Consider the following 20,115-nt stretch of genomic DNA (forward strand, 5'->3'; position numbering starts at 1 on the left):
GCTATGAACCCAGAGAACCTCACTCCATCAGAACACGAGCAAGCGATTGAAAAGCCTCCCGCAAAAGAGCGTCAATTTAAAGGGATGTCCTTAACTGAACGCAAACAAGCACGCCGTGAGAAACTTATTGAAGCGGGTATTGAAGCATATGGAACTCATGGTTTTTTCTCAGTAACCGTTAAAGATATTTGCACACAAGCGAAATTAACTGAACGTTACTTTTATGAATCTTTTAAGAAAAGTGAAAACTTATTCCAAACGATCTTTTTAGAACTGATTGAGAAGCTTCAACAAACATTAATGCAAGCTATTATGAAAGCCTCTCCTGAGCCTCTAAACATGATTGATGCAGGTCTAAATGCGTTCTTTAGTTTTTTAGAAGATGATCCGCGTACCGCTCGGATTATTTATATTGATGCAATGCTCGTCCAAGAACTTCATAATCATGCAACCATTCAAGAAACAATGGGCCGTTTCGACCGAATGATTCATGCCTTTGTCACATTAATGATGCCACATACCCATCTCACTGAAAAAGAGATCTCCTTGATTGCAACTGGTCTAAATGGCTATGTCACTCAAGTTGCTGTTCGCTGGGTAGTAGGTGGTTTTAAACTTCCACGTGCTGAGGTCGTTCAGGCATGTAAAACCGTTTTTCTCGCCCTATTGAATGATCTAATGAAAAAGTAGCATCAAATTAAGATGAAGAAATTGTGACAAATCGTAAGTAAATTTAAGATATTGATTTAATTTCAGATTAATAAATATCAATGAGACAAAATATCAGCCTAATTGTCACAAAACATTGCTATATTTAACTTCGATTTCCATCTTGCAATGATACTGTCATAATTAATCTTTGTAATAAGCCTGTCATAAATATAAAACGGTTCACCGTTCATCATAGGATATTGCGTTGTGAAAGATGACTACATTTTAATTGTCGACGACGAGCTCCCAATTCGGGAAATGATCCATACTTCTTTAGATATGGCAGGCTTTCAATGCTTGGAAGCAGAAGATGCGAAACAAGCACATCAAATGATTGTTGATCAACGTCCAGCGCTTATCCTACTCGACTGGATGTTACCGGGTGGCGTGAGTGGCGTAGATTTGTGTCGTCGCCTTAAGCGTGATGAAACACTTTCAGAAATTCCAGTCATTATGTTGACTGCGCGTGGCGAAGAAGACCATAAAGTTCAAGGTCTTGATGCTGGTGCAGATGACTATATGACGAAACCATTTTCAACACGTGAGTTGGTATCCCGTATTAAAGCAGTGTTAAGACGTGCAAATGCGTTAAATGGCGAAAAAACCATTGATGCAAATGGCTTAATTCTTGACCCAGTAAGCCAACGTGTCAGCTATAATCAAAATATTCTTGATATGGGGCCAACAGAATATCGTCTATTGGCATTCTTTATGACTCATCCAGAACGTGCCTATACCCGTGCTCAATTACTTGATCAGGTATGGGGTGGAAATGTGTATATTGAAGACAGAACCATCGACGTCCATATCCGTCGCTTACGTAAGGTGCTCGAACCTTATGGTGCAGACCGTTATGTTCAAACTGTGCGTGGTACTGGCTATCGTTTTTCAACACGAGCTGATGTTGCTTTAGGTTAATTTAGATTTTATGTACGAACCCTACCCCGTCCCAGAATTGGCACGTGAACATCAAAAGTTTCTATATAGCAGTTTATGGACTTTTGCCAAGCAAGACTTACGTTTACTGGTATTTCTACTGATTATTGCGGGCTGTATCGGGTTAGGGATTGGCTATCTTTGGATATGCTTAGGCATTGCCTGTCTCATATTTTTTGGTATCCAATTACGCTCATTATATTTAGTCAATGATTGGATTTCGAATCGTCCTTACGATGTACCACCAAATTTAAATGGAATCTGGGGGGCATTACTGTTCAATGTATATCGGGCTCAACGCCAAGAACGTATTGTTCAGTCTGAAATGGTTGGACTGATCGATCGAACTCAATCTTCTCTCGTGGCTTTATCAGAAGCGATTATTCTTACGGATGATTCCCATCAAATCGAATGGTGGAATCCTGCTGCGGAAAAGTTATTTGGCATTCAAGCTGTTGATCGTGGCCGCAACCTGCTCACGATTATTCGCCAGCCAGATTTTATTGAATATTTTCATAATACCCATCAAGCACCAGATGGTGTAAAAATTAAATTGGTGAACCATGATAATAAGTACGCGCAAATCAAACTGACTCGCTTTGGCAATGAAAGTCGCCTCTTAGTTGCTCACGACATTACGCGTATGAAAAATCTCGAGCAAATGCGTTCAGATTTTGTTGACAATATTTCACATGAATTAAGAACACCACTCACAGTGTTAAGTGGGTATATCGAAACATTCACAGATCAAGAAGATATCAATCCGCGTTGGAAACGTGCCTTTGAACAAATGCAATCGCAAACTAAACGCATGAATGCATTGGTCAATGATCTTTTGCTTTTGTCTCGTTTAGAAAATGAAAAACAAATTGCGAAAAATCAAATTATCGAAATGCCAAGTTTAATGAACCATCTGTTTGATGATGCGCAAGCTTACAATATTGATTATGGTCATACACTTAACCTTGATATAGACAGCCACTGTGACTTAATTGGTTCAGATATGGAATTGGCGAGTGCATTTAGCAACTTAATTACCAATGCCATAAAGTACACCCCGAAAGGTGGCACCATCACCATCGGCTGGCATGATGATGGAGAACGTGGCTATTTTTCTGTTCAGGATACTGGTATTGGAATTGATCCAAAACACTTACCGCGTTTAACTGAGCGTTTTTATCGTGTGGATAGTGCACGCAGTCGTCAAACAGGTGGTACTGGTTTAGGCCTTGCCATCGTTAAGCACGTACTTATGCAACATGGCGCACATATTGAAATCGAGTCGAAAGAAAACGAAGGCTCTACATTTATTGCCGTGTTTCCCAAAGAACGCTTGTATAAAATGCACGAATAAAAAAAGCGCCTTAGGCGCTTTTCTTATTCAAAAGATATACTCAAATAAGATGACCCAACGCTTCACCCATTACTACAGTTGAGTTCGCCTTAAATGCTTGGTCCCATTGCATTTTATCTTTCTCAAACAAAACTACAGCCGTTGAACCCAAATAAAAACGTCCGAGCTCATCACCTTTTTCAAGTTTCATCGCATGATGGTTCAGCTCTAAGCGACCTGTTGGTTTTACTTTACCTGTCGCAACAGTTTCAATTCCAGCAACAATCATTGCGCCAACTAAAACAACAGCCATACGACCAATATCAGTATCGAATAAACATACCATTCGTTCATTACGTGCAAACAAACCCGGAATATTTTCAGCTGTAGTTTGGTTGACTGAAAATAATTCACCTGGAATATATAAAGTTTCAGTCAATGTACCAGAATAAGGCATATGCACACGATGATAATCACGCGGTGATAAGTACACTGTTGCAAATTCACCATTTTTGAATGGTGCTGCCAATTGAGGATCACCAATTAACTTTTCAACTGAAAAGCTTTGACCTTTTGCCTGAAAAATATCGCCCTCATTGATTTTACCCAATTGTGAAATTGCACCGTCTGCAGGTGACACGACACTTTTAGGATTAGGATCAATTGAACGAACGCCTGTTTTCAAAGAGCGAGTGAAAAACTCATTAAAGGATTTAAATTTCAAGGCATTTTGTTGCTCAGCAATTGACATATCAATGCCATATTTTGCTTTAAATGCTTGAATGACAACATTCTTTAATACTGGGTTTTCACTAGCTGCGACTTTACCCACCAAACGGCTGAGTTTTTGTTGCGGGACGATTTGCTGCGCTTGAATAAATAGTTTCTTTTTTAAATTTGTCAGACTCACTCAGGTGACTCTCCAGTAATGATTGGACTGTCGAGGCGGTTGCCCCACTCGCTCCACGCACCATCATAAGCTTGGATATCCCAACCCAGTAATCGACCAATAATGTAAGCTAAACCTGAACGGTGATGAGACTGACAATATACGACGACTGGCTGATCAAATTGAAACCCCAATTGTTCTAAACGTTGTTGCGTGCGTTCTAAGGGGTGCAATTTTAAATGATTTTGACGATTAAGTGCAGTACTCCACTCAAAATGTCTAGCCGTTGGAATATGTCCACCACGACGTGCTGCGAGACGTTGCCCGGTATACTCTTCAGCCGTCCGGCAGTCCCATACTTGGCAAGTTTTATTTTCAATTTTTTTTATTAAATTTGAATAATCAATACGGTGTTGATCAACATTGGATGTCTCCACTTCAAAAAGACATGTGATTGGCTGAACCTCTTCAACTTCTGAAGACGTAGGATAGTTGGCGCCTAACCATGCATGAATACCACCATTTAATAAACTGGTGTTATAAAAACCCATACAGTGTAGATTCCAGATCAGTCGACCAGCCCATGCCCCACCTTCATCATCATAGACCACGACATGATGCTCAGGTGATATGTTTAATATCTGGACTAGCTGCTGAAGCCCTTCATCATCAGGCAATAAACCCGTAGCTTGTTCCTCTTGGCGCACTAAAAATTTTGGCTTCAGATGTATAGCATGCGGAATATGTAATTGCTCATAGACCGAACTTCGGGTCAAATCAACAATACGTAACTTTTCACTTCCTAAATGAGGAACAAGTTGTTCTGCTTCAATGAGCAGACCGAAATCAAAAGCGTTAGTGGTCATATTTATTGAATAGTTCTATTGGCCTTGTTCAAATCTTAGCACAAGACTTTTTCAAAATTATTCTGATTTTTTGCATGGTATTAGCAAAAAATCAGAAAAGGGAAATTATGATTAAGGAGACTCAACATCAAATACCTGACGCAAATATGCGAGGAAGGTATCATTATCAGTCATCGTTTTTCCTGGACTATCAGAGAGTTTAGCTACCGATTGACCATTGCATTCGACTAACTTTAAAACAATATTCAAAGCAGTTTGTCCCATATCATTGGTGAGGTTAGTACCAATCCCGAAACTGACTTGGAAACGATCTTTAAAATATTGATGCAAATCCCATGCCTTCTCTAAGTTTAGACCATCACTGAAAGTGAGCATTTTAGTTTTGCTGTCAATTTTTAATTTTTTATAATGTGCGTAGGCTTTATCGCCCCACTCATATGGATCACCACTGTCATGTCGTAGACCATCAAACAATTTGGCAAAATACAAATCAAAGTCTCTTAGGAATGCATCCATACCAACAACATCTGTCAGTGCAATGCCTAAATCTCCGCGATATTCCTGCACCCAAGTTTCAAGTGCAGCTTTTTGGAAATCACGTAAGCGAACATCAAGTGCTTGGAAAGCTTGTAAAAATTCATGCGCCATCGTACCAATGGGTGTAATACCCAACTGCTTTGCCAATAAAACATTACTTGTGCCACGAAAAATATGTGGTGCAGCCTTATTAAACTCTTCCACCACATGTTTCTGCCAGTCAAAACTATAGCGACGGCGTGTTCCAAAATCGGAAACAAGAAATGGTGGATCATTCGGTTGTTGACTACTTTCATAGTGTTTCAACAATTCAATTTTAGCTTTAAGACGGCGCTCTCCTTCTGCCAATACCTGCTCATCGCGAATACGACGAAAATAGAGCTCATTGACGATTGCAAGCACGAAAATTTCAAACATCATTGCTTGAACCATAGGTCCTTCGATACGAATATCTAAACGACCTTGATCATCGATACTGGCTTTAATAAAGCGGCGCTTAAGTTGGAATAATTCTAAATAGTCTACAAAATCACTTTTAATAAAGCGCAAACTTCTTAAATATTGTAATTCGTCTTCTTTAAATTTGAGCTGACACAGTAAATCTAACTGTTCGTTCAGTTCCTCTAATATATCCACGAGTGGATAGGCTGTATCTTCAAGGTTACGACAACGAAATTGATAGACACTATCCGTTTGAGGAAATTGATGTAATACCACTTGTAACATCGTGAATTTATACAAGTCAGTATCAAGTAAGGATTGAATAATGGCAGACATATTATTTTTCAGTTTTTAGCAACTTATTGCATTAAAGCACATTTTGTTGCGATTCATAGCTCGTTTTAGTAATTGTCGAAGATTATTCGACTAATTACTAAAACTTAAACTGATTATTTTTTTGCATTGTCTTGACTATATGACTCAGTCAAAGCTTTCAATGCTTTATCTTGCCCAATAACTTTTGCGAATTCTTCTGTGGTCTTGTGTCCTGTCTGTTTTGCTTGAGCATCACAATCGACCTGGCGTAATTGTTTGGCAATTGACCATTCAAGCTTAAAGATAGCACCCATCAAAGCTGTATTACCCTTATTATCACGAGCACAGCGGTCTGCGCCGTTTTCCAATAGAGTCGTTACAATATCTTGATGACCATAGTAGGTCGCCATCATTAATGGTGTAAAACCAGCATGGTTTTTAATATTGACTGGAAAACCATGTTTCAAAAATTCATGAATAACTTCTTTGTTTCCTGTTTTCGCTGCTGCAAAAAATAAGTCAATCACTTCTTTCTGATCTGATTGTTGTGAGCCACTGACAGACGTCGTTTGAGCGTGAAGCATTACTGAACTTAAACTCAGTAAAGCGATTAATAAACTATATACAATATTTTTCATTCTTCCCTCACCTGAGTTTAAATTCGATAACGAATGCCTGTAAAACTCCCCTAGGGTTGCAGGAAAGGAATTGAGTTTTACAGGACTTTTTTGAGGTGACACCTTAGACCCTAATCACCAATTCAAAGACTAATCTTGATTAGTCTTTTAAAGCTGCCGCTTTCGCTTTAACAGTCGCTAAGTTACCGTTTACAGCTTTAGTCATACGTGTGCCGTAATCCGCATCTGCTTTATAGAAATAAGACAACATGATGTGTTTAGTTTCTGAATCTTTTACGTTACCAAGATCAGCTGCTAAGTTCATAATGAGGTCAGATTTCTCTTTAGCAGAGTATGAACGGTATAAATCACCCGCTTGCTTAAAGTTTTGCTCTTTCACACCACGTTGCTGAACTGTGCCAGAAAGTGGAGTTTCAACAGCACGTGCTTTAGGAGTCGATGGTTTTGGCTCCATTCGGCTTGGTTCATAGTTCACGTTAGATGAAGTTGCACCAACATTCATATAACCATCTTGGTTATTGTTGTTCACATTTACCAATGGACGGTTTACTGGAATTTGCTGGTGATTTGCACCCAAACGGTACATTTGTGTATCAGAGTAAGAGAAGATACGACCTTGAAGTAAGCGGTCTTCTGATGGCTCGATACCTGGTACTAAATTACCTGGTGCTAAAGCAACTTGTTCCGTTTCTTGGAAGAAATTCTTCGGCATACGATTTAATGTCAAAGTACCCACTTTTGTTTCTGGTACTAAATCAGTAGGCCAGATTTTAGTTGGATCAAGTGGATCGAAATCGAAGCTATTCAAATCTTTAGGATCCAACACTTGGATATAAAGATCCCATTTCGGGAAATTGCCCGCATTGATGTTCTTATAAAGATCATTCGTTAAGTGGTTGAAGTCTTTACCTTGTAATTCAGCAGCTTCTTTAACGTTTAGACCTTTAACACCTTGCTTAGAACGGAAGTTAAATTTAACGTATTTATATTCGCCTTTGTCGTTGTACAATTTAAATGCATGTACACCGAAACCGTCTTGTTCACGGTAGCTCGTAGGAACACCTTGGTTACCATATACATAAGTCAACATATTTGTTGCCCATGGCTGGCTAGACAAGAAGTCAAATACGCGATTAGCGTCTTGAACGTTGTCAATTGGGCTTGGTTTCATTGCGTGGATGAAGTCTGGGAACTTGATCGCATCACGAATGAAGAATACAGGCGTTTGGTTACCAACTAAATCCCAGTTACCTTCTTGAGTATAAAACTTAATTGCGAAGCCATGTGGGTCACGTAAAGTTTCTGGAGAATGCTTACCATGAATTACTGTAGAGAAGCGTAAGAATACTGGAGTTTTCGTACCTGCTTTGAAAAGTGAAGCAATAGTAAGATCTGATAAATCTTTAGTTGCAACGAATTCACCATAAGCTCCCGTACCACGTGCGTGTACAACACGCTCAGGGATACGCTCACGACCGAAACGTTGAAGTTTTTGAATCAACTGTACATCTTGTAATAATACAGAACCATTTGGACCTGCAGTGATTGAATTTTGGTTATCACCCACTGGTGCGCCGTTATCTTTTGTTAATGGTGCAGCTGATGCTGCTGTCGCAGTTGCAAGCATTGCAACCAACATTGAACGCTTAAACATCGTTTTCTCTCTCAAATTTACCTTTCCTGCAGGCGTAAAGTACCTTCTTTAACAAAATTGGTAAAAAGGTTAATTTTTATCATTTCAATCGCTTTATCAGATCAAAGGTATATGCTCAGATTAATTATTTTTTTAACAACAACTTATGAGGATAGATGACGACTTTATCCCTTTTCTTTTTTCCAATTTGATACAATTCATTTGAATTAAAAAACATCAAACTTGGTTGAATTATGCGTGCTTTACTCCAACGCGTCCTTGAAGCGAAAGTCGTTGTGGATGGTGAGATTACTGGTCAAATCGAAAAAGGGATTTTAGTTTTTATTGGTATTGGCAAAGAAGATAACTTTGAAAAAGGTAAGAAGCTCATCGATAAGATTTTAAAATACCGTTTTTTTGATGATGACCAAGGAAAAATGGGTTGGAATCTTAGCCAAGCCGGAGGCGGGTTATTATTAGTCTCGCAATTTACCCTGATGGCACAAACCCAAAAAGGTTTGCGTCCTGACTTCGGCCCTGCAATGCCGCCTCTCGAAGCAAAAGAACTGTATGAACAGTTAGTTGAATACGCAAAATCTCAGTTTGAACATGTACAAACAGGAATCTTTGCAGCGGATATGAAAGTGCATCTCATCAATGATGGTCCGGTAACCTTCAATCTTGAAGTTGAATGACTAGAAAAGCCCTCTGATGAGGGCTTTTTCTCTTGCATTTAAATACTCATTTCTAGAATCAAAACGAGAAAATTCCGTATAGGTGCTGTATTACTTACCCGTCTTTTCTTTAATAAATTGACGAGCAAATTGTATTTTTTCTTTTACAGGTTTAGGAATTTTCGGTGGAATTAATTTAGCGACTTGGTTAAACCATACCAATAAGCTGAAATCACCTTCCATTTTAATACTGCCATTTTGCATACCCGTCATGAATGCAGTTGGATCACCTTTCATCAGGGTTTTAACACCTTGCTCGCTATCAGCAAACTGAAGTACGAAATCTGCTTTCTCTGCATCACCTGAAACAGAATCAATCTGGCCATTGTTGACTAAAATCTGACGTGCAACACCTAGATCTGTACCAATTTGAATACGGAACTCACGATCATGAATTAACTCAATAAATTTTGGACTCGTACGTGACAATTGTTTCATACGCAACGCCAAACCTAACACCAAAAGGTCTAGTGGATCTGTGCTTGCATCAACGATAGGTAATTTCACAACAGGTATTGAAGATAGTTTCATGACAATTTAAGTCCGTTTTTTTAATATCAAAAATAATTGATTCATCCTAGCATATCTTATAAGTAAGGAAATGCAGCTTTGTTTAACAAAACGTATAGGCAAAAAAAAGGTATATCATTTTGATACACCTTTAAATATAAAATTGTTACTACGCAGTTTTGGTCTACATCTCATCTGTCATGAGCTGGATTTAATCGTCCTCATATACAGGAGTATGTTCAATATAACGACGATTTTCTAAAGCCTTTTGCGCACGACTATCTTCGCGAAGTAAGAAAGCCGTTAAAGCCACCATGGCTAAGCTAATCGCTGTTAAATAACTATATGCCAAGGACATGTCAAAGACGTGTTGAACACTATAACGAATACCTTCAAGTAAACCCCAGAAGACCATACCCGCCAACATAAACCCTAGCCAATGACGATAAGGTGAAAAGAATACGGCCGCCAATGCTACAGCGATCAGAGCAAATCCGAGTATCGTTGCAAAAGTTAAAGTGACCATAAAAATCTCCGTCAAAATTTAGATGTTTCAAATACTGTCCAATGATGTTTCACAACAAATTAAATAACGCTTCACTTTCTTCAATGGTCTTGTTGGCGTCTATGAAAGCATTATGGTGAGTTTTTTTCAGAAAAAAAGACCTGATGCTTTTGTAAGCGACACATATTGTCGCAACATTCTTTTGTCATTACATTTTTTAAGATTAGACATTTTTCATAGAATCAGGATCAGTCAATCTTGGCGTGTCATTACAAAAAAATACCTCGTAATTTTTTGTCAAAAACATCTTTTTTTCGATGATGACCATCTGTTTTTTCGTCTGAACTTAGCTGATTAAAATTTGTCTAAGAATGATTCACTTAGATAAAAAAAAGCGACCATTTGGTCGCCTTTTTAATAAGCTTTTTTTGATTTTAAGCTCGACTTAAATCTTTATCATGTACACCTAACAGGTACAGAACACCATCCAAACCAACACTTGAGATGGCTTGATTTGCATTTTGACGCACCAATGGTTTAGCACGGAATGCAACGCCCAAGCCCGCTATAGAGAGCATTGGCAAATCATTCGCACCATCACCTACTGCAATCGTTTGCTCAAGTGAAATGCCCATTTCATCCGCAATTTGGCCTAATAAAAATGCTTTACGAGCGCCATCCACAATATGCCCTTTAACTTCGCCAGTGACCTGCCCATCTTGAACATCCAAGATATTGGCATGAACTTCATCAATCCCAAGTTTTGCTTGTAAATATTCAGCGAAGTATTGGAAGCCACCAGATAAAATAGCCGTACGATAACCCAAAGATTTCAGGGTTGAAATAAGACGTTCTGCACCTTCAGTAATCGTTAAACGTTCTGCAATTTTAGGCAATACAGAAGCATCCATACCTTTCAGTAGCGCCACACGCGCACGGAAACTGCTCTGAAAGTCCAGCTCACCTTGCATAGCACGCTCAGTAATTTCTGCGACTTGTGCACCGACACCTGCTTCAATTGCAAGCTCATCAATCACTTCTTGTTCGATCAGCGTTGAATCCATATCAAAGCAAACTAAACGACGATTACGACGGTACGGCGTGTCTTCTTGTACTGCAACATCGACACTAAGGTCATTTGATAAACTTAAACATGCCGCTCGCATCGTTGCAGCATCTAACATCTGACCGCTCAAACCAAATTGCACACAAGCACGTTTTGGTTCATTTTCAAAATGATTCAACGTTGGGCGACCAGACAAACGAGTGACTGTTTCAATATTAAACCCTTGACTTGAAACAATATTAGTCACTGCTTGCAAATGTGCTGCAGTAAGTTCAGGTGCCAATGCCGTCACGATATATCGTGTACGTCCACCCTCTTTCACCCATTGCTCATAATCTTCTGAATCGATCGGTTTAAAGCGCACAGTAAGACCAATATCGTGTGCTAAAATCAGAATATCCTTCATGGCCAAAGCCGTTGCTGTCTGGTCTTCGGAAGCAACCACGATGCCGAGAGTCAATTGGTTATGGATAACTGCTTGTCCTACATCTAAAATTTGCAAAGAATGTACGGACAACACCTGCATCAATCGAGTAAACTGATTCGGTTGGTCAGGTCCTAAAAATGAAATAAGAATGATTTCTCGCATGAATTGACTCGGGTCTGAGCTACGAATATTGTAAGAATCATAATCGAAATTGAATTAATTTTCTTTGGAAGTTTACGTTGAATGCGCCTAGACAAGGGCTATTTGCTAGCCTGCTGATTGTAAGTTTTGCCTTGCATACCTTTTTATTGGTTATTGCAACGACACATCAATTAAATGAAAACCGTGCAAGCCAAGGTTTGCTAATGACGACTCAACTGGTCGCAGATAGCTTAACTGAACTTGAACCTGCTAATACTGTATCTCTTGCCTTATTAGCCAATCGCTATGCAACGAATCCAAGTGTTGCATATATACGTATTCTTGGCACAGGAGATCAAGTTCTCGCAACTGCAGGCTTGTCTAAGACGCGTCAGGGTGAAATCTTCGTTCGAGATGCACTACAAAATGAAAAGAAAATTGGCAGTGTGGAAATCACATTGGTTAAACCAAGTATCGGTGAAATATTAAGAACACAATGGCTGGCAATCCTCTCTTCACTCTTTATTCATGGCTTATTATGGTTGGCTTATCGTGCCATTGCTCGCCCTACGCGTAGCGAATATCTTGCGAGATTAAATAATGAGTCCCGTTTACGTCATGAGATCAAGCTGCTCACTGAAGCATTAGAACTGGAAAAGAGTCAGCCTAAACAACCTCATACGCCAGAGCAAAATAAAGAACAAGCTGCAATTACGCCAAAAGTACCGACTCTGCAGTTAAATCAGGATGCTTTATCACTGAATATCCAATTTTATGATCCGAAACAATTAATTAATACGGTCAACAAATCTGTCTCTTTACCTTATTTTAATTTATGTCAAATTTTCTTAAATAAGAGTATCGAACTGTGTACAGCGCATTATCATTTGAATGTTGATGATATCGTTGTGAATCGTAGTTTTGATCAACAAGGCGCTGTCATCAGTATTTCTTCACTCAAGAATAACTCGATTGCTTGCATCTTAATGATTGGTTCGGTGTTTCAATTATTGTCAGAAGTACTCTATAAACGTTACCGTGAGGATAAACGGTTCGTATTACAAACGCGCTGTGCTGTAACCGCCCCAGTGGAGGCAATGCAACTCGATTCAGTACAAGCTGCGGAAAGACTCACACATCACCTGATTGCGAAAGAAATGGCGCTATATTTGACCCACGATCAGTTAAAGCATATTGGTGAATGCTATCAATTGGTTCCGATGCCGAATCCAACCAGTGTGTTAACACGTCACGCTTTCATGATTAATGGTATGAACGAAGCCTGTGCCGAACTCGCACAAAATATCCGTACTGAGATTTTGAAAGGCAAAGCCCAAAGCTCCTCGACGGATCGTACAATCAGCTCTTAATTAGATTAAATTTTAATAAGTAAACCAGATTTGATGCTAAGTTAAATCTGGTTTTTCTTTTTAAAAGCTCACAGTCGTGAAAAGTTAGACTAAGCGTCTAGTTTGTATACAAAATTGCTCTTTTGGTAATTTTATCTCTCTTTTCAATGTGCTATGAAGGTGTATGTTTGACTGTGTTGAATGGTACAGTCATAACCATAGGCAAACTGACTAAAAAAGCGTTAGACTATGGCGCAACAAATTTATTCAAATGTCAGAATGACATAACAAAAAGGTGAAGGTTGATGTCGCTCAATACTGTAGAAGAACTTGTAGCAGATATCCGTGCAGGAAAAATGGTCATCCTGATGGATGATGAAGATCGTGAAAATGAAGGCGACCTCGTTATTGCTGCAACGCACGTACGACCTGAAGACATTAATTTCATGATCACGCATGCTCGTGGCTTGGTTTGCTTAACGTTAAGTCGTGAACGCTGCAAACAATTAAATTTACCGTTAATGGTTGATGCGAATGGCGCTCAACACGGGACAAACTTCACGCTTTCTATTGAAGCTGCAAATGGCATTTCTACAGGTATTTCTCCAGCAGAACGTGCGCACACGATTCAAACAGCAGTTGCGGCACATGCAAAACCAGCAGATATCGTTCAACCAGGCCATATTTTCCCACTCATGGCACAACCAGGTGGTGTGCTCCATCGTGCAGGTCATACCGAAGCAGGTTGTGATTTAGCTCGTCTTGCAGGTCTTGAACCTGCGTCTGTGATTTGTGAAATTATCAATGAAGACGGGACTATGGCCCGTCGTGCTGACCTTGAAATTTTTGCTGAAAAACACGGTCTAAAAATTGGTACAATTGCTGATCTTATTCACTACCGCATGACCAATGAACAAACGGTAGAGCGTTTGGATCAACAAAAACTCGATACCGAGTATGGTACTTTTGATCTTTACCGTTATCGTGAAGTCGGGAATCCTGATATTCATTTGGCATTGGTTAAAGGTCAACCTGAAGAAGGTGTGACGACTGTTCGCGTTCATGGCTTCAATCCAGCGCGAGACTTATTAAAACTTAATAAGCAAGATGGTGAAGCAGCTTGGAACTTAGATCGTGCTTTAAAAGAAATTGCTCAAAGCGATCGTGGTGTCTTGGTATGGATTGGACAACGTCAGCCGTCTGATTTAGGTCCAGCATTAGAAGCATTAACTGCGCCAAAACCAGCCAAGTCAAATGCTGCCTTATCTCAGCAATACCAAACTATTGGTGTGGGTGCACAAATTTTACGTGATTTAGGCGTACAGAAAATGAAGCTCCTGAGCTCACCTTTACGCTTCAATGCATTGTCTGGCTTTAATTTAGAAGTGGTCGAATACATCACAGCTGATCAGAGCTCTCATTCATAACTCTTATTAAATATCGAGGTTGCTATGGCGATTCGCCGTATTGAAGGTTTATTACATCTCGCGAGCGAAGATCGTTACGCGATTCTAGTTGGTCGTTTTAACAGCTTTGTTGTTGAACATTTATTAGAAGGTGCAATTGATACATTGCATCGACATGGTGTTAAAGACGATAATATCACTGTCGTTCACGCGCCAGGCGCTTGGGAACTTCCGGTTGTGGCGAAAAAACTCGCAAATTCTGGTAAGTTTGATGCGGTAATTGCACTTGGTGCAGTTATTCGCGGTAGCACTCCTCACTTTGACTTTGTTGCTGGTGAATGTGCAAAAGGCCTTGGTGTTGTTGGTTTAGAAGCTGGTTTACCTGTAATCAATGGCGTATTGACTACAGACAGCATTGAACAAGCCATCGAGCGTTCAGGTACAAAAGCAGGTAATAAAGGTGGTGAAGCTGCCTTGACTGCAATTGAAATGGTTAACTTGCTAAAGGCGATCTAAAGCATGTCGCAGACACTCCAAGCTACTTATGCAGCTAAACGCAAAGCACGTCGTTTTGCTGTACAAGGGATTTATGAATGGCAAATGAGCCACAACCCTGTGCATGAAATTGAAGCACGTACACGTGCTGAAAATGCCATGCATAAAGTGGATCTCAGCTATTATCACGAGTTGCTCACACAAGTGATTGCAAATCATGAAGCATTGGATGCGTTATTAATTCCAGTACTAGATCGTGAGATCTCGGCACTGGACGGCGTTGAATTAGCTACTTTGCGTCTTGGCGCGTATGAATTGAAAGAGCATCTTGAAATTCCATATCGCGTCGTTCTCGATGAAGCAATTGAATTGGCTAAACACTTCGGCGGTGCAGATAGTCACAAATACATCAATGGTGTATTAGACCGTTTGGCACAAAGCCTACGTGAAGCAGAAAAGCAACAAGCAAAATAAGTTGTTGTTGAAATGGCTGAGTTTTCTATTATTGACACCTATTTCAATCGACCGAGTTATTCTTCAGTCGATCTAGGTGTCGGTGATGACTCAGCCCTGCTCACCCCGCCTCCACAGCAACAATTGGTCATTTGTGCCGATACCCTCGTTGCTGGTCGACATTTCCCCATCGATACAGATCCCCATGCGATTGGATGGAAATCTGTAGCTGTGAATCTTTCAGACATTGCAGCCATGGGTGCAAAACCTCAAAGCATTCTCTTGGCATTGAGCCTACCCCAAATTGATCATCACTGGCTAAAAGGGTTTAGTCAGGGTTTGTATGATTGTTGCGATCAATTTGGAGTAAGTTTAATTGGCGGCGACACAACGCAAAGCCCACATCTCACATTATCAGTTACCGCTCTAGGCTGGGTGGATATTGGAAAAGCCGTGCCACGTTCTGGTGCTCAAGCAGGTGATTTAATCTGTGTATCCGGCACTGTCGGTGATGCTGCATTCGGATTAAAATATCCCGATCATGCTTTAAAAAAACGTCTCGATTATCCCACTCCACGTTGTGAACTCGGTCAAGCGCTTAAAGGATTGGCGCATAGTATGATTGACGTATCCGATGGTTTAGCACAAGATCTAGGACATATTCTCAAAGCATCTCATGTTGGTGCCGACCTACACTTAGATCAACTTCCACTTAGTCCTGCCTTACAAGCATTGCCCAATCAACAAAAATGGCAATTGGCTTTAGCAGGTGGTGATGATTATGAATTGTGTTTTACCATTCCTTCACCTGCCTTGGATGAATTAAAAGCTCGACACTGCGATACACCGATCACGGTGATTGGTGTCGTAAAAGAGACTCAGCTATTAGATTTTTATCATCATCAACAACCACAAAAACTAGAATTACAGGGATATCAGCACTTTGCAAAAACAACCAATTAATTTTAAAACGATGACTTGGTCTGAACGTTTCATTGTTTTTTGTGGCGTTGGATTCGGTTCTGGTTTAGCGCCAAAAGCACCTGGTACTTTTGGTTCAGCTTTTGCCTTGTTGTTTATCCCTGCTTTCATGGCAATAGGTTTTTTGTATAGCACGATTGCCATAATCGTTATGTCATTGATTGGGATATATATTTGTGGAAGAGCCGCTGATATAATGCGCGTCCATGATGACGGACGAATTGTGTGGGATGAATTTGCGGGTCAATCGATCACGTTTCTCCCTTTAATCTACCTAGGTCTGATGAATTGGGTATGGCTTTTTATTGGTTTTGCACTTTTCCGTCTCTTTGATGTTTGGAAACCTTGGCCGATTCGCGTCATTGATCGTCAAGTCGACGGTGGTTTCGGCATTATGCTTGATGACCTGATCGCAGGTTTGTGGGCAGCACTTTGTATTATAATTTATCTCTATATTGATATGGCTTAAGCCAAGCTCCAAAGAAAGGATGTTGTATGTCAACCACAGTTGTTATTCTTGCTGCAGGTAAAGGGACGCGAATGCGTTCAAAACTACCAAAAGTATTACAGCCTTTAGCAGGACGTCCACTCTTAGGGCATGTCATTGAAACCGCAAAAAAAATACAAGCTGAAAATATTATTACTATTTTCGGTCACGGCGGCGCTCTAGTTAAACAAGCATTTTCGACAGAAAATATTGACTGGGTTGAACAAGCTGAACAACTTGGTACAGGTCACGCTGTTCAAATGACCTTACCGGTATTACCCAAAGATGGTATTTCTTTAATTTTATCCGGCGATGTGCCTTGTATTACAGCCGATACATTACAAAAATTACTTGAAGCAACACAATCTAAAGGTATTGGCTTAGTCACACTTACACTAGACGATGCTTCAGGTTACGGTCGTATCGTGAGAGAAAATGGTAAAATCCAAGCCATTGTTGAACATAAAGATGCTTCTGAAGCGCAACGTTTAATTCAAGAAATTAATACTGGCATTTATGCAGTAAGCAATGCCAAATTGCACGAGTGGTTGCCACGTCTGAATAATAATAATGCGCAAGGCGAATACTATTTAACAGATATCGTAGCAATGGCTATTAACGATGGACTCGAAATTGCTTCAGTTGAACCTGCTTTAGCTTTCGAAGTTGAAGGTGTAAATGATCGTGTGCAATTGGCAGCATTGGAAAGAGAATACCAAAACTACCAAGCGAAATTACTGATGCAGCAAGGTGTACATTTGATCGATCCGAGTCGTTTCGATCTCCGAGGTTCACTCAAGGTTGGTCAAGATGTGCGTATCGATATCAATGTCATTATCGAGGGCGAATGTGAACTTGGTGACAATGTCGAAATCGGTGCAGGATGTGTAATTAAAAACTCCAAAATTGCTGCAGGCACGAAAGTTCAACCGTATAGCGTATTTGATTCAGCCATTGTGGGTGAGCAGACTCAAATTGGACCATTCGCACGTTTGCGCCCTGGTGCTAAATTGGCAAATGAAGTACACATTGGCAATTTTGTTGAAGTGAAAAACACCACCATTGGTTTAGGCTCTAAAGCCAATCATTTTACCTACTTAGGTGATGCCGAAGTGGGTGAAGGTTCAAATATCGGCGCGGGTACGATCACATGTAATTACGATGGTGCCAACAAGTTTAAAACGATCATTGGTGACCAAGCCTTTATAGGTTCAAACAGCTCTTTAGTCGCGCCAGTCAAAATTGGCAATGGCGCAACAGTTGGTGCTGGATCGACGATTACTCGTGATGTGGATGATCATAGTTTAGCGGTAGAACGCTCTAAACAATTTGTGAAAGACAATTATCCACGTCCACAAAAGATTAAGAATTAAGGGGATTACAATATGTGTGGTATCGTCGGCGGTGTAGCAGAACGAAGCATAACGAATATTCTAATTGAAGGCTTAAAGCGTCTTGAATACCGTGGTTATGACTCAGCGGGATTAGCTTTAATCAATGCAGGTCAAGTTTTACGTGAACGTCGTGTCGGTAAAGTTATCAACCTTGAAGAAGCAGTTTCAGAAGCAGCGATCACTGGCGCGCTTGGTATTGCACATACACGTTGGGCTACTCATGGCAAACCTACAGAAAATAATGCACATCCGCATATTTCTGGTCAAGTCGCTGTGGTACATAACGGTATTATTGAAAATTACCAAGAGCTTAAAGATGATCTTGAAGCATTAGGATATGTGTTTACATCCCAAACAGATACTGAAGTTGTTGCACACTTAGTTCATGATGCACTGAAGTCTGCTCCTAACCTGCTTAAAGCCGTTGAACAAGTTGTGCCTCAACTCAAAGGTGCATTTGCACTCGGTATCGTACATACAGATTACCCAAATGAATTGATCACTGTTCGTGAAGGTTCACCGCTCGTGATCGGTGTGGGAATTGGTGAGAACTTTATCAGTTCTGATCAATTGGCCCTATTACCGATTACCAATCGTTTTATATACCTTGAAGAAGGTGATATTGCGCGTTTAACACGTGATACGATTGAAGTCTATGTACAAGGTGAGCGCGTTGAACGCCCTGTCAAAGAACTTGATGCGACAGTGAGTAATGCTTCAAAAGGTGAATATAAGCATTACATGCTGAAAGAAATTTATGAGCAACCTGAAGCGATCAAGCAAACCATCTCTCAAGCCTTAAATGCCGATCACTTACGTGATGATTTTCTTGCAAATGCTGTAGAAGATTTTTCTCAGATTCAGCAAGTTCAAATCATCGCTTGCGGTACCAGTTACCATGCAGGCATGATCGCAAAATATTGGTTTGAACAACTGATTGATGTACCTTGCCAAGTTGAAATTGCAAGTGAGTTCCGCTATCGCACTCCAGTCATCGTGAACAATACACTTTATGTGTGTATTTCTCAATCAGGTGAAACTGCCGACACATTGGCTGCTCTTCGTGATACACAAAAACGTGCCAAAGCGAAAAATATTAATATCACCACGATGACGATCTGTAACGTTGCAACATCTTCCATGGTGCGTGAAACAGATTACAGCTTATTGACATTAGCGGGTCCAGAAATTGGGGTTGCGTCGACCAAAGCATTCACCACACAACTTGCTGCCCTGATGCTTCTCGTGCTTAAGTTCGGTCAAGTTAAACAAACGATTTCTAATGAACAAGTAACAGAAATCATTACTGGATTATGGCATACACCTAAAGTGATTCTTGACACATTACAATGTGATAAAGAAATTTTACGCCTATCTGAATTGTTTGTTGAAAAACAACATTGCCTATTTTTAGGTCGTGGAACACAGTTCCCAATCGCGCTTGAAGGAGCGCTTAAACTGAAAGAAATTTCATATATTCATGCTGAAGGTTATGCAGCTGGTGAGTTAAAACACGGCCCATTGGCCTTAGTTGATAATGATATGCCTGTTGTCATTCTTGCTCCTCAGGATGATATGCTTGATAAGCTCAAATCAAATATGGAAGAGGTTCAAGCACGTGGTGGTGAGCTGTTTGTATTTGCAGATGAAAATAGTGGCATTAAGGAAAAAGAGCGCCAACACGTCGTTCAAGTTCCGAGCGTTTCAGCACTATTATCACCAATCGTATACAGTATTCCTGTGCAGCTTTTGTCCTATCATGTCGCTGTACTACGTGGTACCGATGTAGATCAGCCGCGTAACTTAGCTAAGTCAGTTACGGTTGAATAATTCAATTTGATCTACACTTAAAAAGACCGATAATGAAA

20 protein-coding genes are annotated in these 20,115 nt (G+C 40.2%); 12 read left to right on the plus strand and 8 right to left on the minus strand.

What is annotated here, in order from left to right:
• The first annotated feature begins 3 nt into the window (after positions 1-3).
• The 3 genes from CL42_RS02630 to phoR all read left to right on the plus strand — a co-directional run bounded on the left by CL42_RS02630 (position 4) and on the right by phoR (position 3,001).
• Positions 4-690, plus strand: coding sequence for a TetR/AcrR family transcriptional regulator (locus CL42_RS02630; protein ID WP_035264798.1), 687 nt, complete (start codon positions 4-6; stop codon positions 688-690).
• A 228-nt stretch (positions 691-918) separates the two neighbouring features.
• Positions 919-1,629 carry a phosphate regulon transcriptional regulator PhoB gene (gene phoB, locus CL42_RS02635; RefSeq protein WP_035264799.1) on the plus strand — a complete coding sequence of 237 codons (711 nt, stop codon included), beginning with the start codon at positions 919-921 and terminating at the stop codon, positions 1,627-1,629.
• 10 nt (positions 1,630-1,639) lie between these two features.
• Entirely contained in the window at positions 1,640-3,001 is a 1,362-nt protein-coding gene (gene phoR, locus CL42_RS02640) for a phosphate regulon sensor histidine kinase PhoR (protein WP_035264800.1), read from the plus strand.
• Positions 3,002-3,041: 40 nt separating this feature from the next.
• On the opposite strand, the gene asd is transcribed toward phoR, so the two are convergent.
• The 5 genes from asd to CL42_RS02665 form a co-directional block, all read right to left on the minus strand.
• Positions 3,042-3,890 (minus strand): archaetidylserine decarboxylase, encoded by an 849-nt coding sequence (gene asd, locus CL42_RS02645; protein ID WP_035264801.1) that lies wholly within the window; start codon positions 3,888-3,890, stop codon positions 3,042-3,044.
• Complete coding sequence (locus CL42_RS02650) at positions 3,887-4,735, minus strand: sulfurtransferase (RefSeq protein WP_035264802.1); 849 nt, start codon at positions 4,733-4,735, stop codon at positions 3,887-3,889. The genes asd and CL42_RS02650 overlap by 4 nt, the downstream gene beginning before the upstream one ends.
• Positions 4,736-4,846: 111 nt before the next feature.
• The gene (gene pncB / locus CL42_RS02655; RefSeq protein ID WP_035264803.1) at positions 4,847-6,049 is read right to left on the minus strand and encodes a nicotinate phosphoribosyltransferase; all 1,203 of its coding nucleotides are present in this window, start codon (positions 6,047-6,049) and stop codon (positions 4,847-4,849) included.
• A 113-nt stretch (positions 6,050-6,162) separates the two neighbouring features.
• Positions 6,163-6,666 carry an ankyrin repeat domain-containing protein gene (locus CL42_RS02660; protein WP_035264806.1) on the minus strand — a complete coding sequence of 168 codons (504 nt, stop codon included), beginning with the start codon at positions 6,664-6,666 and terminating at the stop codon, positions 6,163-6,165.
• Positions 6,667-6,805: 139 nt separating this feature from the next.
• A complete protein-coding gene (locus tag CL42_RS02665) occupies positions 6,806-8,320 on the minus strand; it encodes a catalase (RefSeq protein WP_035264807.1) in 1,515 nt (504 codons plus the stop codon).
• Positions 8,321-8,553: 233 nt separating this feature from the next.
• On the opposite strand from CL42_RS02665, the gene dtd reads away from it, so the two are divergent.
• On the plus strand, positions 8,554-8,994 hold the full coding sequence (gene dtd / locus CL42_RS02670) for a D-aminoacyl-tRNA deacylase (protein ID WP_035264810.1): 441 nt from the start codon (positions 8,554-8,556) through the stop codon (positions 8,992-8,994).
• Between the two features lie 90 nt (positions 8,995-9,084).
• On the opposite strand, the gene CL42_RS02675 is transcribed toward dtd, so the two are convergent.
• From CL42_RS02675 to serB, 3 genes are all read right to left on the minus strand, one after another.
• On the minus strand, positions 9,085-9,564 hold the full coding sequence (locus CL42_RS02675) for an SCP-2 sterol transfer family protein (protein WP_035264813.1): 480 nt from the start codon (positions 9,562-9,564) through the stop codon (positions 9,085-9,087).
• Positions 9,565-9,754: 190 nt separating this feature from the next.
• On the minus strand, positions 9,755-10,069 hold the full coding sequence (aciT, locus tag CL42_RS02680) for a ciprofloxacin tolerance protein AciT (protein WP_035264816.1): 315 nt from the start codon (positions 10,067-10,069) through the stop codon (positions 9,755-9,757).
• A gap of 413 nt (positions 10,070-10,482) precedes the next feature.
• Entirely contained in the window at positions 10,483-11,703 is a 1,221-nt protein-coding gene (serB, locus tag CL42_RS02690) for a phosphoserine phosphatase SerB (protein WP_035264823.1), read from the minus strand.
• 77 nt (positions 11,704-11,780) lie between these two features.
• On the opposite strand from serB, the gene CL42_RS02695 reads away from it, so the two are divergent.
• The 8 genes from CL42_RS02695 to glmS all read left to right on the plus strand — a co-directional run bounded on the left by CL42_RS02695 (position 11,781) and on the right by glmS (position 20,077).
• Positions 11,781-13,052 (plus strand): hypothetical protein, encoded by a 1,272-nt coding sequence (locus CL42_RS02695; RefSeq protein ID WP_035264826.1) that lies wholly within the window; start codon positions 11,781-11,783, stop codon positions 13,050-13,052.
• A 284-nt stretch (positions 13,053-13,336) separates the two neighbouring features.
• Positions 13,337-14,458 carry a bifunctional 3,4-dihydroxy-2-butanone-4-phosphate synthase/GTP cyclohydrolase II gene (gene ribBA / locus CL42_RS02700; RefSeq protein WP_035264829.1) on the plus strand — a complete coding sequence of 374 codons (1,122 nt, stop codon included), beginning with the start codon at positions 13,337-13,339 and terminating at the stop codon, positions 14,456-14,458.
• A gap of 24 nt (positions 14,459-14,482) precedes the next feature.
• On the plus strand, positions 14,483-14,953 hold the full coding sequence (gene ribE, locus CL42_RS02705) for a 6,7-dimethyl-8-ribityllumazine synthase (RefSeq protein WP_035264832.1): 471 nt from the start codon (positions 14,483-14,485) through the stop codon (positions 14,951-14,953).
• A 3-nt stretch (positions 14,954-14,956) separates the two neighbouring features.
• Entirely contained in the window at positions 14,957-15,406 is a 450-nt protein-coding gene (nusB, locus tag CL42_RS02710) for a transcription antitermination factor NusB (RefSeq protein ID WP_035264834.1), read from the plus strand.
• Between the two features lie 12 nt (positions 15,407-15,418).
• Positions 15,419-16,348 (plus strand): thiamine-phosphate kinase, encoded by a 930-nt coding sequence (gene thiL / locus CL42_RS02715; protein ID WP_035264837.1) that lies wholly within the window; start codon positions 15,419-15,421, stop codon positions 16,346-16,348.
• A gap of 10 nt (positions 16,349-16,358) precedes the next feature.
• Positions 16,359-16,835 carry a phosphatidylglycerophosphatase A gene (locus CL42_RS02720; protein WP_081403227.1) on the plus strand — a complete coding sequence of 159 codons (477 nt, stop codon included), beginning with the start codon at positions 16,359-16,361 and terminating at the stop codon, positions 16,833-16,835.
• 26 nt (positions 16,836-16,861) lie between these two features.
• Positions 16,862-18,226: a bifunctional UDP-N-acetylglucosamine diphosphorylase/glucosamine-1-phosphate N-acetyltransferase GlmU gene (gene glmU, locus CL42_RS02725; protein WP_035264841.1), complete on the plus strand. Its 1,365-nt coding sequence runs from the start codon at positions 16,862-16,864 to the stop codon at positions 18,224-18,226.
• 12 nt (positions 18,227-18,238) lie between these two features.
• Positions 18,239-20,077 (plus strand): glutamine--fructose-6-phosphate transaminase (isomerizing), encoded by a 1,839-nt coding sequence (glmS, locus tag CL42_RS02730; protein ID WP_035264843.1) that lies wholly within the window; start codon positions 18,239-18,241, stop codon positions 20,075-20,077.
• Positions 20,078-20,115 lie beyond the last annotated feature (38 nt).

It is taken from the genome of Acinetobacter sp. Ver3 (assembly GCF_000632455.1).
Lineage (GTDB): Bacteria > Pseudomonadota > Gammaproteobacteria > Pseudomonadales > Moraxellaceae > Acinetobacter.

Coding starts and splice junctions, on each gene's coding strand:
- CL42_RS02630 (WP_035264798.1), top strand. CDS start 4: ATGAACCCAGAGAACCTCACTCCATCAGAACACGAGCAAGCGATTGAA.
- phoR (WP_035264800.1), top strand. CDS start 1,640: ATGTACGAACCCTACCCCGTCCCAGAATTGGCACGTGAACATCAAAAG.
- CL42_RS02650 (WP_035264802.1), bottom strand. CDS start 4,735: ATGACCACTAACGCTTTTGATTTCGGTCTGCTCATTGAAGCAGAACAA.
- pncB (WP_035264803.1), bottom strand. CDS start 6,049: ATGTCTGCCATTATTCAATCCTTACTTGATACTGACTTGTATAAATTC.
- CL42_RS02660 (WP_035264806.1), bottom strand. CDS start 6,666: ATGAAAAATATTGTATATAGTTTATTAATCGCTTTACTGAGTTTAAGT.
- CL42_RS02665 (WP_035264807.1), bottom strand. CDS start 8,320: ATGTTTAAGCGTTCAATGTTGGTTGCAATGCTTGCAACTGCGACAGCA.
- dtd (WP_035264810.1), top strand. CDS start 8,554: ATGCGTGCTTTACTCCAACGCGTCCTTGAAGCGAAAGTCGTTGTGGAT.
- CL42_RS02675 (WP_035264813.1), bottom strand. CDS start 9,564: ATGAAACTATCTTCAATACCTGTTGTGAAATTACCTATCGTTGATGCA.
- aciT (WP_035264816.1), bottom strand. CDS start 10,069: ATGGTCACTTTAACTTTTGCAACGATACTCGGATTTGCTCTGATCGCT.
- serB (WP_035264823.1), bottom strand. CDS start 11,703: ATGCGAGAAATCATTCTTATTTCATTTTTAGGACCTGACCAACCGAAT.
- ribBA (WP_035264829.1), top strand. CDS start 13,337: ATGTCGCTCAATACTGTAGAAGAACTTGTAGCAGATATCCGTGCAGGA.
- ribE (WP_035264832.1), top strand. CDS start 14,483: ATGGCGATTCGCCGTATTGAAGGTTTATTACATCTCGCGAGCGAAGAT.
- nusB (WP_035264834.1), top strand. CDS start 14,957: ATGTCGCAGACACTCCAAGCTACTTATGCAGCTAAACGCAAAGCACGT.
- thiL (WP_035264837.1), top strand. CDS start 15,419: ATGGCTGAGTTTTCTATTATTGACACCTATTTCAATCGACCGAGTTAT.
- CL42_RS02720 (WP_081403227.1), top strand. CDS start 16,359: ATGACTTGGTCTGAACGTTTCATTGTTTTTTGTGGCGTTGGATTCGGT.
- glmU (WP_035264841.1), top strand. CDS start 16,862: ATGTCAACCACAGTTGTTATTCTTGCTGCAGGTAAAGGGACGCGAATG.
- glmS (WP_035264843.1), top strand. CDS start 18,239: ATGTGTGGTATCGTCGGCGGTGTAGCAGAACGAAGCATAACGAATATT.